The sequence below is a fragment of the Variovorax sp. TBS-050B genome (assembly GCF_029893635.1).
Classification (GTDB): domain Bacteria; phylum Pseudomonadota; class Gammaproteobacteria; order Burkholderiales; family Burkholderiaceae_C; genus Variovorax.
Map to the genome: position 1 here is coordinate 3,617,382 of NZ_JARXYR010000002.1, position 14,695 is coordinate 3,632,076.

The window sequence follows — 14,695 nt, forward strand, 5'->3', positions numbered from 1 at the left end:
GAGCTTGTAACCTTATTAAAAAACTCCGCTCAGCGCGTCGACGCCGTGTAATTCTTATGCAATAGCCGCCCGTGGCCTGACCGTTCCAGAGGAGTCCAAATGTTCGGCGACATCCTATTGCCAAATGTGACTTTGAAGCATTCCGGGGCCTACTTTGAATCAGAACCTCACAGACAGACGGAGGCGATCCAGGCCAATGCCACGTATTTCGGGAACCCTCAATGGGCCCAGGAATACCTGGATTTCTGTCATCGCGACGCCCATTTCAGAAGCCGGTGGCTGGCGGCGGCGGGCGATTGGACGGACAAGGTCGTGATCGACCTCGGCTGCGGCCCGGGCAACATCTTCGCGACGCTGGGCGGAAAGCCGCGCCTGCTGGTCGGCGTGGACGTGGCGCCCGGCTCGCTCGAACTGGCCGCCAAGCTGGGCTACACCGCGGTGCTCGCGGATGCGGCCCACACGCCCTTTCGCTCGCAGGTGGCGGACATCGTGGCGATCAATGCATCGCTGCACCACTGCGACGACATGGCCGCGGTGCTGCGCGAGGGCGCGCGGCTCGTCAAGCCGCAGGGCGTGCTCGTGACCGACCACGATCCGCAGCTCAGCGCCTGGGACTACAAGGGCCTCGCGAAGCTCATGTGGGACGCGCGGCTGTGGGTGTACCGGGCGATCCGCCACGGCTTCCACAAGACCGGCAGCCAGCAGTCGTGGGGCCTGAGGACCGAGGTGCATCACCAGCCGGGCGACGGGGTCACGAAGGAGTTCTTCCGCTCGACGCTCGAGCCGCTCGATTTCGACGTGCGCGTGTATCCGCACAACCACCGCATCGGCGCCGAGGCGTTGAGCGGCGTGGTCGGACCGGCGCAATGGAAGTACCGCATCGGCAACATGCTCTCGGGCCGCCGGCCCTCGTCGCCGACCAGCGCGCTGTCGCTCATGTGCGTGGCCACGCGGCGCGCCCCCTCACAGCCTGCCGCACACGAGCGACCGATCGATTGATTGATCCACGAGGAGAAGAGAGGAGAAGCCATGCTTGCGAACCTGCTGCCGATGACCCCGAGCGCCTACCGGCGCAAGTTCCTGGACAACCAGGACGAGAACCTCTTCATGGGCTCGTTCGAGAGCTTCGCCGCCGCCGAGGCCGGCGCGCCCGAATCGAAAGCGGTGGGCTACGACAACGCCCAGGCCGCCTGGGAGATCTACAGCCACCAGATCTACTTCTACGACTATCCGGGGCTGTTCTGGCTCTCGCGTTCGCTCGACGCGGGCATGACGCGCGTGTTCGACCTGGGCGGCCATGTGGGCATCAAGTACTACGCGTTCCGCCGCGTGCTGCCGTATCCCGAGGCCCTGCAATGGACCGTCTGCGACGTGCCCGGCGTGGTGCAGACCGGCCGCGAAATCGCGGCGCAGCGCAGCGTCACCGCGCAACTGGGCTTCACCACCGACTATCGCGACGCGAGCGGCTGCGATGTGCTGTACGTCTCGGGCAGCCTGCAGTACTTGCCGACGCGCATCTCCGAGGTGCTCGGCGCGCTTGCGGTAAAGCCCAAGCGCATCGTCATGAACACCACGGCCGTGCATCCCGAGCGCACGATCTACACGCTCAACAGCATCGGCTTCGCGGTGTGCCCCTACCGCATCCAGCACGACGAGGAACTCTGGGCCGACCTGCGCCAGTCGGGCTACAAGCGCCGCGACGCCTGGCGCAACGAAGGCAAGCCGATCGAGGTGCCTTTCGTCGAGGGCGGCGACAAGGCGTACTACGCCGGCTGCTGCTTCGACCTCGCGGGTTGAGCGCCGCAGCCGTCGCCGTTCACGCGGCGGGCGGCGGCGGCATGCCGTCGAACTTCGGCAGCGCAGCGTCGACGCGGTCCCAGGCGTGCGCACGCGCCGCATGCGTGACGACCTGCGGCCGGTAGCGCGCCGGATCGTCGAGGCTCGCGGCATGCACGGTGATCACGTCGGGCATCGCCGCATAGCTCATGTAGACCGGCGATCCGCAGGTCGGGCAGAACGCGCGCGTCTTCACATGGCCGCTGTCGGCCACGATGTCCCACTGCGTGGCCTTGCCGGAGAGCGTGCTGCCGCTGCGCACGAAGCTCAGGTACGAGCCGTGGCCCGTGCCGCTCTTGTGCTGGCAGTCGCGGCACTGGCAGTCGTTCTGCATGATCGGCTCGCCGGGAATCTCGTAGCGGATCGCGCCGCAGGCGCAGCCGCCGGTGTAGGGGGTGTGGGGCATGTCTTGTGTGTCCTTCAACGTCGCTTGCCGGATGGCCGCGTGAGGGCAAATCTAGACGGCGCGGGACGCGAGGTGGGAGTAACAAGATCGTCGCGAATGAGTGGGCGATGCCGTCGAATTCGCGGGGGCCGGCGTCACGCGGCGCGGCGTGACGGGGCGGATGGAGCGGGTGAAGGGAATCGAACCCTCGTATGAAGCTTGGGAAGCTGCCGTTCTACCATTGAACTACACCCGCAGCAGGCGCGGATTCTAGCGTGTCTCCGGCGCGCACCCGCGGCAACCGACCCGGCGCAGAACGACTTCTGGCCAGCGCTGGAATTCAGCTGTCTTGGTCTGGATTCAGACGGACCACGCAGGCACGCGGACACGCGGCTGCTTGGCAAGTCTTGGGTTCGTGAACAGCGAGCGTGGCGACCTTGCTTCGCGGCTGCCTGCCTTGTTGAGTACACGCATCGCGGCCCGATCGCCGGCGTCGGCGCTGCTCTGGAGCTCGGTGAGCTCCGCCAGCAGGATGCACATGTGAACTCGGCGTTTCGTCATGCCTCAACTGTAAACGGCCGGGCTGAAAATGAAATAAAAAGTTCACATCACCTGCTGCGGAGTTTACATATTTGGACGGTAGTCCATGTGTGGTGCCGCGTCTGAAGGGCTCCAACGACCGTGGAACGGAGCCAGTAAAGGATATACTGTATGTTCGTACAGTATTAATGCCTTGCCATGGAACCACTGCCCGCCACCCTCTGGATCGCCGCCTGCGCGCATCGGCTGCAGCAGCGGTGGCACACCGTGGACCCACTCGAACTCGAGGATGTCGCTCGCGAGCTATGGCGTGATGCAAGGTTGCGGGCCATGTCTCCGGCCGAAGCCGCCGCGGATTGGCTCCGGCCGATCACTGCACCGCGCAATGGCACTGGCACCGCGACGACATCGCGTCTGAAAGCCACCCCGGTCTGACGGACCCGCCCACCCGATTTGCAGTTGCCCCGATCCTTGATTGCGGGCCTTGACGTCGAATCCTCGCGTCATGATTTCCGCCCAGCCTTCGCGCTGGGCTTTTTTTTTGGGGCCGCCGCAGCGCCATGCCACGGGCCGCGGCAACACTCGCGGATGCCCAGAGGGCGGTGCACGTGGAGCGGCGTCAGGCGACGGGCGAGCCGAGGGCTCGGGCGTAGTTGACCTCGACGGCCAGTGCTTCCTGGCCGCCCGGCGTGATGTTGAACATGCGGATGTCCAGGTGTTCGGCGTCGGGCTGAGACAACTCGGTGCGCCAGCCCCAGCGCTCACCGTCAGCACCGCTGCCGTAACCGCCCAGCGCGGCTAACCGGCCGTCTTCCATCCGGCCGCTGCTGAACATGATCGACGTGCCCGTGCCAAAGCTCTCGCCCCAGGCGCACTCGAAGGCGTTTTCATCGAGATGGTAGGCCCACAGCGCCACCCCCTCGAAGGGTTCGCCGCTGCAGCGGCCCTCGTACTCGTGCAGGAGGAACCTGCCGCGGCCGACCAAGCGGATCCGCCCGTGCTGCACCGAGTCCTCGGCCGGCTCGCCGGGCTCGAACCAGAGCCGAAAGCGGCCTTTCCAATCGCCCACCATCGCGGCCAGCCGGTGATGCATGCCGCCGGGGGCGGCGGACCGTTCGAACGCTTCTTTGCTCATGAGGCCTCGCGTGACCGGCGCGCCGCCTGGACGCGCAGAAGTTGCCGGGCCGTCATCTTAAGGACCGGACGGTGATGGCTCCTGCCTGCTACTTCTGCCGGTCCAGCTCGTCCCGCCCCAGCGCCGTGATGCGGATGATCAGCGCCTGCCGCACGGTGTCGGCGTGGCCAGGCGCAGCCGGGGTGATGGTCGCGTCGATCAGGCCTGCGGCCTTGAGCACCATGATGTTCGTGATCGCGGCCGACCCCTCGACGCGGATCGGGAAGGGGGAGTTCTCGATCAGGGACAGATATTCGAGCGGGCTGATCGGCTTGCCGACGGCCCGTCGTGCCGACCTGAGCAGGTCGAGGCTCATCCTCGCCAGTTCGGCCAGTCCGTTCTCGGTGATTCGGGTGACGGTCGCGGCCCGGGTTTCCCAGTAGCGAGGCCGCGAACTGCCGGCGGTATAGACCTCGGCCTCGATCAGCTCCGTGGCCTTGAGCAGCGAGATCAGCTTCAGCTCGCGCGGGTCGACGATGTCGGCGGGCAGGCGCATCTGCATCAGATGCAGCAGATAAGCGACGGGGGTGGCCGGTACACGGTCATCGGCCAACTTGGGCTGTGGGCTCTTCGCGGCCATCGTTTCCTCGTATGTGAAAAATTCACATTCTTCGTTTCGACAAATGGCAGCCGTGTAGGACAAAAGACTTTGTGTTTGGAAGCGCCGGCTCTGCCGGCCAACAGATTGAAACGCTGCGTGACATGGCTCCTGGCGCGGCCGTCGCGCGTCAGCTGTGGTCCGCCGCGGCGGGGCCGACGCGGCCACGCTCGACACCTCAGATCGGCCCGTACAGCGCCTTGATGTGCCGGCCCGCGTGCGTGCAGGCCGAATCGCCATAGCCTTCGCCGACCGCGGCACAGAGCTCGGCCACGCCGTGGGCGAAGGCGATGTGCGCGGCATCGAGCCGGTCGCCGGGCTGGATGATGCCGAGTTCGGCGGCCAGCGCGGTGAAGTCGGCCTCGAAGTCGCGCACCAGCTGCTCGGGTTCGGGGGTGTTCTCGAAGTGCTGGCGCGCCACGTCGGCCGCGGGGCGGTCGCCGACCACGCGCACCAGCGTGAGGCCCTGGTCGATCAGGAACTCGTGATCGGCGCGCCCGCCAGCCAAGCGCGTCCATTCGGCGGCGAACAGCGACGCCCATTCCAGGCTGGCATTCCGTGGGATGAATTCTGGCATGTCGGGCCCCAAGAATTAGGCCGAAAGTATACGGATGCCACCGCCGACGCGGGCTCAATCCCCGGTCGCGAACGCAGTCAAGCGCAATTTGCGCGCCGGGGCTTCAGCGCAGGAACACATGGTCCATGAACTGCCTGATCGGATACTGGATCACGGTCTGCACGCGCGCCGGCAGTTCGAGCGGGCGCATCAGCATCTTGAGCGTGGTGCCGGCGCTGAGGTTGGTCCGGATGGTGCTGTTCAGGCGGCCGCTGAGCCGCTGGACGTAGGCGGTGTCGGCGGCGCGCTCGGGCGCCCGGCCGCGCACCGCGTGGCGCACGGCGCAGTCGGCGTCTTCGCTCTTGAGTTCGAGCGTTCGCCGCCCGATGGTGCGCAGCACGCGCAGCCGGCCGAGCCTCTCCTGCTGCCGATAGCGGCGGAAGAAGCGGTAGAAGTGCTTGTAGTGGCTGACCTCGTCGGCCGCGATCCGGCTCGCGAGTTCGCGCAGCACGGGCTCGCTGGTGCAGCGCGCCATGGCACGGTAGTAGGTGGCGGTGCCGGTCTCGACCACGCAGCGCGCGCTGAGCTCGAGCCCGCGCGTGGGTGCAAGCAGCTCGACCTTGCAGTAGGTGGCGTATTCCTCGAGGAAGCCGCGGTAGGCGGTTTCCCAGTCGAACTCGGGCCACACGTGCCGGATGTAGGCGCGCAGCGCCTGGCCGTGCTGCAGTTCCTCGGCCTCCCAGTGGTGGGCGAGCCAGGCGGTCACTTCGTCGTCGCCGCGAAAGAAGTCGATGAGGTTCTGCGTGTAGAGGTCCGAGCCGCTCTCGATGAAGGACGCGGAAGCGACGAGGTAGAACAGGTTCTCGTCCTGGCGGACCTCGTCGACCGCGATGCGGGAGAAGTCCAGGTCCTCGATCTTCCAATGTGCCGCCTCTTGACCTGCCATGCATGCTCCTTGATTCGATGATCAGCCGTGACGAATAGGACGAAGCCGGGCGCGTTTGGTTCTGCCGCGCCAGCGTCATGTTAGCCCTGGCGCCCGTTCCCCGCAGGCGGGCCGGGCGGCAACGGTGGTGGCCAAACCTATAATCGTTCGTTCAAGCAAATCAAGCAGCCGGGCCGGTTCGCCGCAGTGGGTTCGACAAGAGGGTCGCCATCGCCGCGCCGCCTCGACAGAAGACGAAATCCAAAGATGAGCCAGCCCACATTCACGGTCGCGGACATCCGCAAGACCTTTCTCGATTTCTTCGCCTCCAAGGGCCACACGGTGGTGGCCTCGAGCTCGCTGGTGCCGGGCAACGACCCGACGCTCATGTTCACCAACTCGGGCATGGTGCAGTTCAAGGACGTGTTCCTCGGCGAAGACAAGCGTCCCTACGTGCGCGCGGCTTCGGTCCAGGCCTGCCTGCGCGCCGGCGGCAAGCACAACGACCTCGAGAACGTGGGCTACACCGCGCGGCATCACACCTTCTTCGAGATGCTGGGCAACTGGAGCTTCGGCGACTACTTCAAGCGCGATTCGCTCAAGTGGGCCTTCGAGCTGCTGACGCAGGTCTACAAGCTGCCGGCCGAAAAGCTCTGGGCCACGGTCTACATCGAGGACGACGAGGCCTACGACATCTGGACCAAGGAGATCGGCCTGCCGCCCGAGCGCGTGGTGCGCATCGGCGACAACAAGGGCGGGCGCTACATGTCCGACAACTTCTGGATGATGGCCGACACCGGCCCCTGCGGCCCGTGCTCCGAGATCTTCTATGACCACGGCCCCGAGATCCCCGGCGGCCCGCCCGGCAGCCCGGACGAGGACGGCGACCGCTACATCGAGATCTGGAACAACGTGTTCATGCAGTTCGACATGCAGCCCGACGGCTCGGTGAAGAAGCTGCCCGCGCCCTGCGTCGACACCGGCATGGGCCTGGAGCGCCTGGCCGCGATCCTGCAGCACGTGCACAGCAACTACGAGATCGACATCTTCGACGCGCTGATCAAGGCCGCCGCGCGCGAGACCGGCACCACCGACCTCGCCAACAACTCGCTCAAGGTGATCGCCGACCACATCCGCGCCACCTCCTTCCTCGTGGCCGACGGCGTGATCCCCTCGAACGAGGGCCGCGGCTACGTGCAGCGCCGCATCATCCGCCGCGCGATCCGCCACGGCTACAAGCTGGGCCAAAAGAAGCCCTTCTTCCACAAGCTGGTGGCCGACCTGGCCAGGCTGATGGGCGAGGCCTATCCCAAGCTCGTGGCCGACGAGAAGCGCATCACCGACACGCTCAAGGCCGAGGAGGAGCGCTTCTTCGAGACGCTCGCCAACGGCATGGAGATCCTCGACGCGGCGCTCGCGGGCGGCGCGACGACGCTGCCGGGCGACGTGGCCTTCAAGCTGCACGACACCTACGGCTTCCCGCTCGACCTCTCGGCCGACGTCTGCCGCGAGCGCGGCGTGAGCGTGGACGAGGCCGGCTTCAACGCCGCGATGGAAAAGCAGAAGGCCGCGGGCCGCGCCGCCGGTAAGTTCAAGATGGACCGCAACGTCGAGTACACCGGCGCGGGCAACGTCTTCACGGGCTACGAGCAGCTCGAAGCACAGGCCAGGGTGGTGGCGCTGTACTTCGAGGGCGCGCCGGTGCAGGAACTCCGGGAAGGCCAGCCCGGCATCGTGGTGCTCGACACCACGCCCTTCTATTCGGAGAGCGGCGGCCAGGTCGGCGACCAGGGCGTGCTCGTGGCCGAGGGCGTGCAGTTCGGCGTGGACGACACGCAGAAGATCAAGGCCGACGTGTTCGGCCACCACGGGACCCAGACCCAGGGCACGCTCAAGGTCGGCGACGCGGTCAAGGCCGCGGTCGACACCGCGCGCCGTGCCGCGACCATGCGCAACCACTCGGTCACCCACCTGATGCACAAGGCGCTGCGCGAAGTGCTCGGCAGCCACGTGCAGCAGAAGGGCTCGCTGGTCGATGCCGACAAGACCCGCTTCGACTTCGCGCACAACGCGCCGGTCACGCACGAGCAGATCCTCGAGATCGAGCAGCGCGTGAATGCCGAGATCCTCGCCAACACCGAGACCCATGCGCGCGTGATGGACATGGAATCGGCCCAGAAGACCGGCGCGATGATGCTGTTCGGCGAGAAGTACGGCGAGACCGTGCGCGTGCTCGACATCGGCTCCAGCCGCGAACTCTGCGGCGGCACCCACGTCGGCCGCACCGGCGACATCGGCCTGTTCAAGGTCGTGAGCGAAGGCGGCGTGGCCGCGGGCGTGCGCCGCATCGAAGCCATCACCGGCGCCAACGCGCTGCACTACACGCAGGAGCTCGAAGCCACGGTGCAGAGCGTGGCCGCCACGCTCAAGTCGCCGGCCGCGGAACTGCAGGGCCGGCTCGCGCAGGTGCTCGAGCAGGTGAGGGCGCTCGAACGCGAAGTGGGCGCGCTCAAGGGCAAGCTCGCATCCTCGAAGGGCGACGAGCTCGTGGCGCAGGCCGTCGAGGTCAAGGGCATCAAGGTGCTCGCGGCCAAGCTCGACGGTGCCGATGCCAAGACGCTGCGCGACACCATGGACAAGCTCAAGGACAAGCTCAAGACCGCGGCGATCGTGCTTGCCGCCGTCGACGGCGACAAGGTGCAGATCGCCGCCGGCGTCACGGCCGACAGCACGGCCAGGCTCAAGGCCGGCGAACTGGTCAACTTCGTCGCCCAGCAGGTCGGCGGCAAGGGCGGCGGCAAGGCCGACATGGCCATGGCGGGCGGCACCGATGCGGCAGGCCTTCCGGCCGCGCTGCAGTCGGTGCAGGCCTGGGTCGCGGAACGGGCCTGACGCACCACCCGCCGCGAGCACTTCATGCGAGGCGAAGCCCCCGGTGAAGTGCTCGTGATGGGCGCCGGCACGATCGGCTGCTTCGTCGGCGGCAGCCTCGCGGCGGCCGGCGTGCCGGTCACCTTCATCGGCCGGCCGCGCGTGCTCGGCAAGCTCGCGCAGCACGGCCTCACGCTCACCGACATCGACGGCGCCGCGCACCGGCTGCCGGCCGCTTCGCTGCGGCTCGGCGAGCAGGTGCCCGCGGGCGCGCGGCCCGCGCTGGTGCTGCTGTGCGTGAAGAGCGGCGCCACCGCCGAAGCGGCGCGCGAACTGGCCTTCTCGCTGCCCGCGGGTGCCGTGGTGCTGTCGCTGCAGAACGGCATCTCCAACCGCGCGGCGGCCGCCGAGGTGGGGCCCACGCTCGACGTGCGCGCCGGCATGGTCCCGTACAACGTGGCCGAGATCGGCGCCGGCGCCTTCCATCGCGGCACCCCGGGCCGGCTCGCGGCGGAGGACGATGCGGCGCTGCGCCCCTGGGTGCCCGTGTTCGAGCGGGCCGGCGTGCCGCTCGATCTGGTCGCCGACCTGCTGCCGGTGCAGTGGGGCAAGCTCATGCTCAACCTCAACAACCCGGTCAATGCGCTCTCGGGCCTGCCGCTGCGCGAGGAGCTGATGCTGCGCGGCTATCGGCGCTGCTTCGCCGCACTGATCGAGGAGGCGCTCGGCGTGCTGGCCGCGGCCGGCATCGCGCCCGCGCAAGTGGCCGCCGTGCCCGCGCACCGCCTGCCGATGCTGCTGCGCCTGCCCGACTGGCTGTTCCGCATCGTCGCGGCGCGCATGCTGCGCATCGACGCCAAGGCCCGTTCAAGCATGGCCGACGACCTCGCGCTCGGCCGCCGCACCGAGATCGACGCACTCAGCGGCGAGGTCGTGCGGCTCGCGCAGGCGCACGGCCTGCCTGCGCCGCGCAATGCGCGGATGGTCGAGCTGCTCGGGGCCTGGCCGCAGCAGCCCCGGCAGTGGAGCGCGCGGCAACTGCAGGACGCGCTCGGTCTCTGAGGCACGGGTTCCCGCTGCTGATCGTGTTTGCAGCCCAGAGATTCCGGAGGATATGCGGACCGACGATCGGGTGATGCGCAGCAGGGCGGAGCGCGACGGCCGTTCTCCGCTGCAGCGCGCGCCGGCTTATATTCGTTGTCCACTGTTCCAAGGGAGGCATCATGTCGGCACAGGCAATCATCATCAACCACGACCTCTGGCGCAAAGGCGCGGGCGGCGCGCCCGCGGGGCTGTCCGGCATGAGCGACGCCAGCGCCTACGCCGGACTTGACCTGAATCTCGCGCAGTTCATGGCGTCGACGTTCACAGGCAGCAGTTTCTCGGCCACGAGCTTCAGGCAGGCTGGCTGGACGGCCTGCCATTTCAGCAACTGCAGCTTCGAGCTCTGTGACTTGGAAGGCATCGCCATCTCGGGATGCACGTTCACCCATTGCACGTTCGCCAGATCTCAGTTTCGCGGCAGCCGCATGAGCGGAACCCGGTTCAGCCAATGCACGTGGAGCGACCTGAACTTCGATTCGGCCCAATGGTCGAGCGTCGACGTGCTGGACTGCAACGGCACGGGCATCGACGCCACCGATCTGCAAGGCGAGCGGGTGGACTTCACTGGCAGCAACTTCAACGACATGTCGCTGACCAACGCCAGGATCAACTGAAGTCATTCGCCGTGGCAGTGTGCGGTTTTTGCGGCTGTGCGCTCCACTTGAATCTTTCGTACTGTGGCCGTGGGGTCACAGTGCACACGCCCTTCGATGGCCCGCGGCGAGCTGTGGCGAAACCATCTTCGTATCGCAGGTGCCGCCCGACATGCGATGACGCCATTCGGCCTATGGCGCGCGAACATTTTGAGAGGGAAAAGTTCCGCGGTTCGGTGAGCCGCGCGAATGGCGGCCTAACAATGTGCGCACTTCCACGGACGAGGGAATGCGCGTGACACCAACGAGAAGAGCCGCACCAGTTCTTGCCATCTCCGCCGCGGCCGCAGCCGCCGTGGCGCGCTTCGCCCATGCGCGCAGGCCGCGCCGCGCGACACCGCACGGGCACTGAGCCGACACAGAAAAGCCCAGCGCCTTCCTCCGCCTTCCTGCACCTCGCGTGTCGAAGGGAATGAAACCGCCGATCCCCCGCATCCTGGGGCCGCCGCATGCAGCGCGGCGGGTTGCGGCGTGGGTGCGTGCCTGTTCCTGACGAACCGTGCGTTCGGCGGGAGGGCGCGGTGCTGCCCGCGGTTTCGCCGAGCGTGTCTCCCGTTCCCATCCCATTCCCGCGCGCGTCATGCGCATCGCCGGCCATCCGCCGGCGGCGGCGGTGCGGCGCATGTTCTTACCAAGACGATCAGAGGCAATCATGCAAAGACTCATCACTCCCTCGGCCTTCCATCACCTGGCCCTCGGCGCGGTCGCGCTCGCGGTGCTGACCGCATGCGGCGGCGGCGGCGACGGCGGCGGCGGGGCCTCGCTCGGCGCGGGCGGCGCCGGGCTCGCCGCGCCCTCGGACAACCTGGCCGTGGCCGGCTCCGACACCTCGAAGTCGCCCGACGACCGCGTGGCGGCCGTCGACAGCTCGGCGCGGCCGATGGAACTGCCCGACACCGTCTGGCCGCGCAACTACAAGCTGTGGTTCCGGCCCGATGCGGCGCTCAAGACCTTCGTGGGCCGCGCCGACGTCGAGATCGACGTGCTCAAGCCGGTCGATGCGATCGTGGTCGCCGCGCACGATCTCAACTTCGCCAGGGGCCGCACCACGCTGCGCAAGGTGTCGAACCCGGGCGAGGCGATTCCGCTCACGCCCACGCCGCAGACGCTCGGCGACTTCGTGCAGCTGCGGATGAGCGACGGCCAGATCGCCAAGGGCAAGTACCTGCTGCACATGGAATGGGACGGCAAGATCCAGTTCTCCGACGCCGAGTACTGCCCGCCCGACGAGATGGCGCGCAACCCCTTCTGCTCGGCCGCGACCGGCATCTTCAAGGTCGGCCTCTCCACGCCCGAGGGCGTGAGCAGCGACGCGATCGTGACCCAGGGCGAGACCAACTTCGCGCGCCAGTGGTTCCCGGGCTGGGACGAGCCGGCCTTCCGCCATACCTTCGAGATCTCGGCCGAGGTGCCGGGCGACTGGAAGACGGTGTCGAACGCGGCGCAGATCGACTCGGTCAAGCTGCCCGACGGCTACCAGCGCGTCTCCTTCGAGCGCACCCCCTCGATGCCGATGTACCTGACCTTCTTCGGCGGCGGCAAGTTCGACATCCTGGCCGACACCTTCAAGAGCCCGCTCGACGGCAGCGAGATGCCGCTGCGCTGGTTCACGCCGCCGGGGCGCTCGAGCTGGGCCACGTTCGCGATGGACTGGACCAAGGTGGCGATGGACTACTACTACAACTACACCGGCATCCCGCTGCCGTTCAAGAAGTTCGACACCGTCGCGGCCAACGACAGCTACGACAACAAGCCCAACACCGGCTTCGGCGGCATGGAGAACTGGGGCTCGATCTTCGAGTTCGCCGACCGCGTGCTGACCAAGCCGGGCGACAAGCCCACGCTCTACTCGGTGACGGTGGTCACGCACGAGATCGCGCACCAGTGGTTCGGCGACCTGGTCACGCTCGACTGGTGGGACAACGTGTGGCTGAACGAATCGTTCGCGCGCTGGTTCGACCGCCGCACCACGATCAAATTCCATCCCGACTACTACAGCTTCTCGGACTACGTGCTCGACAAGCATGCGGTGGTGGTGGCCGACCTGAAGAACACCGCGGTGCCGGTGCAGCGCAACCTCAACGACGCGGGCTCGTTCGGCTTCATCAGCCCGTCGATCTTCGTCTACAACAAGGGCAGCCACGTGCTCGAGATGATCCAGAACTACATCGGCGAGGAGGCGATGCAGAAGGGCCTGCAGATCTATCTCAAGGACTATGCCTTCGGCAACGTCACGCCCACGCGGCTGTGGACCTCGCTCGAGAAGGCGAGCGGCGGCAAGCGCGTGGCCGACATCGGCGACAGCTTCATCCGCCAGACGGGCGTGCCGCTGCTGACGGTGGATGCGCAGTGCGCGGGCGACCGCACCTACGTGTCGATCAGCCAGGAGCCGTTCCCGAACCAGAATGCCTTCCCGGCCTCCTCGTGGACCATCCCGGTCACGCTGGCCTATGGCGACGCGATGCAGGAGCGCAAGACCTTCGTGATGGCGTCGAGCACCACGCAGGTGGAGCTGCCCGGCTGCACCGCGGTGCTCGCCGGACCGACCGGGCAGGACTACTACGTGAGCAACTACAGCACGCAGTCGTGGAGCGAGCTGCTCGCCAAGGCGCAGAACTTCGCCGACAACAAGCCGCTGCTGCTCAACATCGAGCGCGACGCCTTCCGGCTGCTGTCGGTGGGCCGCATCACGCAGGCGCAGTACGACGAGATCAAGAACATCGTCAACCTGCCGGCCGCGCTGCTCGCCAAGACCGAGGCGAGCGAGCAGAAGACGCTGGCGGTGGCCGCGGGCGCGAAGGAGGAATACCCGCATGCGCTGCGCTACCAGGGCAGCCTGAAGCTGCGCCAGAACCAGAAGCGCTGAACGGAGCCGCCATGACCATGAAGAACTCGCTGAAGAAGGTCCGCGCGGCCGCCGCTTGCGCCGCGCTCTCGTCGCTGCTGCTGGCCGGCTGCGGCCCGGGCCCCGGGCCCGAGGCCGAGCTGGTCGGCGTCTACGCGGTGAGGAAGGAGGGCGACGGCACGCTGCGCGAGCTCGTGAAGATCGAGCGCCAGGGCGGGCGCTACGTGCTGCGCGACAAGGTGCGCACGCCCGACTGGAGCGCGCCGAAGATGCAGCTGCAGCCCGTGACGCGCGAAGGCTGGCGGCGCATCACCACCGACAGCGGCGACACGCCCTTCGTCGGCGTGTCGAGCGAGCAGCTCGCGGTCTTCAAGGTGCCGCCGGGCTGGGAGAAGAACGGGTTCCGCACCGGGACCGGCTACTTCCTCGTCTACTCGCGCGGGCCGGTCGAGGCCCACAAGCTGTAGCCCCGCCACCGGCCGCGGGGCGACCCGCGGCCGGATTTCCTACGAGAACAGGGGAGAGGCGCCCACCGGCGCCGGCGGGCTTTCGCGTAGGCTCGGCGAAGTTCCGCCTTCCCCGTTTCATGACGACCCCTCCGATCGCCATCGCCGAGGTGCTGCGCCCGCTGCGCGCCGCCACCCACGAACTCCACGAACGCCTGGACCGCCGTCTGCCGATCGCCCGCGAGGATGCGACGCTGGCCGACTACGCGGCGCACCTGCGCGCCCTGCGGCCCTGGCTGCAGTCGCTGCGCGAGGCGCTGGCCGCCCCCGGGCTGCCCGGGCTCGACCGCGCCGCGGCGCGCGCCGACCGCCGCCTTGCGGCGCTGGTGCTCGACCTCGACGACCTCGACGACATCGGCGCCCGCCTCGACGGCACTGCGCCGGCCCGCGGTGCCGACGCGTCGCCGGGGCTCGCGCAGGAAGCCGCGCGCACGCCGGCCTTCGCCTGGGGCCTGGCCTACGTGCTCGAAGGCTCGCAGCTCGGCGGCGCGGCGATGCACAAGCGGCTCGGCCCGCGCTTCGCGCCGCATCCGATGCGCTATTTCCAGCCGCCCGGCGCGCCCGGCAGCATGGCCGCGCAATGGAAGGACTTCGTGAGCCAGCTCGGCGCCGCGCTGGCCGACACGGCCTCGGTCGAGGCCGCCCGGCGCGGCGCGGTCGCCGGCTTTCGCAGCCTCCTGCCGCGCTTCGGCCTGTAGGAAG

General features: G+C 67.9%; 14 protein-coding genes and 1 tRNA gene. 9 read left to right on the forward strand and 6 right to left on the reverse strand.

What is annotated here, in order from left to right:
* Positions 1–99: 99 nt before the first annotated feature.
* Positions 100–999 (forward strand): class I SAM-dependent methyltransferase, encoded by a 900-nt coding sequence (locus M2165_RS19770; protein WP_280816281.1) that lies wholly within the window; start codon positions 100–102, stop codon positions 997–999.
* Between the two features lie 30 nt (positions 1,000–1,029).
* Entirely contained in the window at positions 1,030–1,797 is a 768-nt protein-coding gene (locus M2165_RS19775; RefSeq protein WP_280816282.1) for a TIGR04325 family methyltransferase, read from the forward strand.
* Between the two features lie 19 nt (positions 1,798–1,816).
* On the opposite strand, the gene M2165_RS19780 is transcribed toward M2165_RS19775, so the two are convergent.
* Entirely contained in the window at positions 1,817–2,242 is a 426-nt protein-coding gene (locus M2165_RS19780; RefSeq protein WP_280816283.1) for a GFA family protein, read from the reverse strand.
* Between the two features lie 161 nt (positions 2,243–2,403).
* Positions 2,404–2,477, reverse strand: a tRNA-Gly gene (locus M2165_RS19785).
* A 482-nt stretch (positions 2,478–2,959) separates the two neighbouring features.
* Between M2165_RS19785 and M2165_RS19790 the strand changes: the two genes are divergently transcribed.
* Positions 2,960–3,196 (forward strand): hypothetical protein, encoded by a 237-nt coding sequence (locus M2165_RS19790; protein WP_280816284.1) that lies wholly within the window; start codon positions 2,960–2,962, stop codon positions 3,194–3,196.
* Positions 3,197–3,380: 184 nt separating this feature from the next.
* Here the strand turns inward: M2165_RS19790 and M2165_RS19795 are convergent, their stop codons facing one another.
* The 4 genes from M2165_RS19795 to M2165_RS19810 all read right to left on the reverse strand — a co-directional run bounded on the left by M2165_RS19795 (position 3,381) and on the right by M2165_RS19810 (position 6,035).
* Complete coding sequence (locus M2165_RS19795; RefSeq protein WP_280816285.1) at positions 3,381–3,896, reverse strand: DUF1579 family protein; 516 nt, start codon at positions 3,894–3,896, stop codon at positions 3,381–3,383.
* Positions 3,897–3,984: 88 nt separating this feature from the next.
* A complete protein-coding gene (locus tag M2165_RS19800) occupies positions 3,985–4,515 on the reverse strand; it encodes a hypothetical protein (RefSeq protein ID WP_280816286.1) in 531 nt (176 codons plus the stop codon).
* A 196-nt stretch (positions 4,516–4,711) separates the two neighbouring features.
* Positions 4,712–5,110 (reverse strand): hypothetical protein, encoded by a 399-nt coding sequence (locus tag M2165_RS19805; RefSeq protein WP_280816287.1) that lies wholly within the window; start codon positions 5,108–5,110, stop codon positions 4,712–4,714.
* Positions 5,111–5,213: 103 nt separating this feature from the next.
* Positions 5,214–6,035, reverse strand: a complete 822-nt coding sequence (locus M2165_RS19810) for a ferritin-like domain-containing protein (protein WP_280816288.1) — start codon at positions 6,033–6,035, stop codon at positions 5,214–5,216.
* A gap of 246 nt (positions 6,036–6,281) precedes the next feature.
* Between M2165_RS19810 and alaS the strand changes: the two genes are divergently transcribed.
* From alaS to M2165_RS19840, 6 genes are all read left to right on the forward strand, one after another.
* Positions 6,282–8,906, forward strand: coding sequence for an alanine--tRNA ligase (gene alaS / locus M2165_RS19815; protein ID WP_280816289.1), 2,625 nt, complete (start codon positions 6,282–6,284; stop codon positions 8,904–8,906).
* 24 nt (positions 8,907–8,930) lie between these two features.
* On the forward strand, positions 8,931–9,947 hold the full coding sequence (locus M2165_RS19820) for a 2-dehydropantoate 2-reductase (RefSeq protein WP_280816290.1): 1,017 nt from the start codon (positions 8,931–8,933) through the stop codon (positions 9,945–9,947).
* A 161-nt stretch (positions 9,948–10,108) separates the two neighbouring features.
* Positions 10,109–10,603 carry a pentapeptide repeat-containing protein gene (locus M2165_RS19825; RefSeq protein ID WP_280816291.1) on the forward strand — a complete coding sequence of 165 codons (495 nt, stop codon included), beginning with the start codon at positions 10,109–10,111 and terminating at the stop codon, positions 10,601–10,603.
* Between the two features lie 691 nt (positions 10,604–11,294).
* On the forward strand, positions 11,295–13,508 hold the full coding sequence (locus M2165_RS19830) for a M1 family metallopeptidase (protein WP_280816292.1): 2,214 nt from the start codon (positions 11,295–11,297) through the stop codon (positions 13,506–13,508).
* Positions 13,509–13,519: 11 nt separating this feature from the next.
* Positions 13,520–13,954: a hypothetical protein gene (locus M2165_RS19835; protein ID WP_280816293.1), complete on the forward strand. Its 435-nt coding sequence runs from the start codon at positions 13,520–13,522 to the stop codon at positions 13,952–13,954.
* A gap of 119 nt (positions 13,955–14,073) precedes the next feature.
* Positions 14,074–14,691: a biliverdin-producing heme oxygenase gene (locus tag M2165_RS19840; protein ID WP_280816294.1), complete on the forward strand. Its 618-nt coding sequence runs from the start codon at positions 14,074–14,076 to the stop codon at positions 14,689–14,691.
* The last annotated feature ends 4 nt before the right edge of the window (positions 14,692–14,695 follow it).

Excerpts from the sequence above, each read along its gene's own strand:
- M2165_RS19770 (WP_280816281.1), top strand. The coding sequence starts at position 100 with ATGTTCGGCGACATCCTATTGCCAAATGTGACTTTGAAGCATTCCGGG.
- M2165_RS19775 (WP_280816282.1), top strand. The coding sequence starts at position 1,030 with ATGCTTGCGAACCTGCTGCCGATGACCCCGAGCGCCTACCGGCGCAAG.
- M2165_RS19780 (WP_280816283.1), bottom strand. The coding sequence starts at position 2,242 with ATGCCCCACACCCCCTACACCGGCGGCTGCGCCTGCGGCGCGATCCGC.
- M2165_RS19790 (WP_280816284.1), top strand. The coding sequence starts at position 2,960 with ATGGAACCACTGCCCGCCACCCTCTGGATCGCCGCCTGCGCGCATCGG.
- M2165_RS19795 (WP_280816285.1), bottom strand. The coding sequence starts at position 3,896 with ATGAGCAAAGAAGCGTTCGAACGGTCCGCCGCCCCCGGCGGCATGCAT.
- M2165_RS19800 (WP_280816286.1), bottom strand. The coding sequence starts at position 4,515 with ATGGCCGCGAAGAGCCCACAGCCCAAGTTGGCCGATGACCGTGTACCG.
- M2165_RS19805 (WP_280816287.1), bottom strand. The coding sequence starts at position 5,110 with ATGCCAGAATTCATCCCACGGAATGCCAGCCTGGAATGGGCGTCGCTG.
- M2165_RS19810 (WP_280816288.1), bottom strand. The coding sequence starts at position 6,035 with ATGGCAGGTCAAGAGGCGGCACATTGGAAGATCGAGGACCTGGACTTC.
- alaS (WP_280816289.1), top strand. The coding sequence starts at position 6,282 with ATGAGCCAGCCCACATTCACGGTCGCGGACATCCGCAAGACCTTTCTC.
- M2165_RS19820 (WP_280816290.1), top strand. The coding sequence starts at position 8,931 with ATGCGAGGCGAAGCCCCCGGTGAAGTGCTCGTGATGGGCGCCGGCACG.
- M2165_RS19825 (WP_280816291.1), top strand. The coding sequence starts at position 10,109 with ATGTCGGCACAGGCAATCATCATCAACCACGACCTCTGGCGCAAAGGC.
- M2165_RS19830 (WP_280816292.1), top strand. The coding sequence starts at position 11,295 with ATGCAAAGACTCATCACTCCCTCGGCCTTCCATCACCTGGCCCTCGGC.
- M2165_RS19835 (WP_280816293.1), top strand. The coding sequence starts at position 13,520 with ATGACCATGAAGAACTCGCTGAAGAAGGTCCGCGCGGCCGCCGCTTGC.
- M2165_RS19840 (WP_280816294.1), top strand. The coding sequence starts at position 14,074 with ATGACGACCCCTCCGATCGCCATCGCCGAGGTGCTGCGCCCGCTGCGC.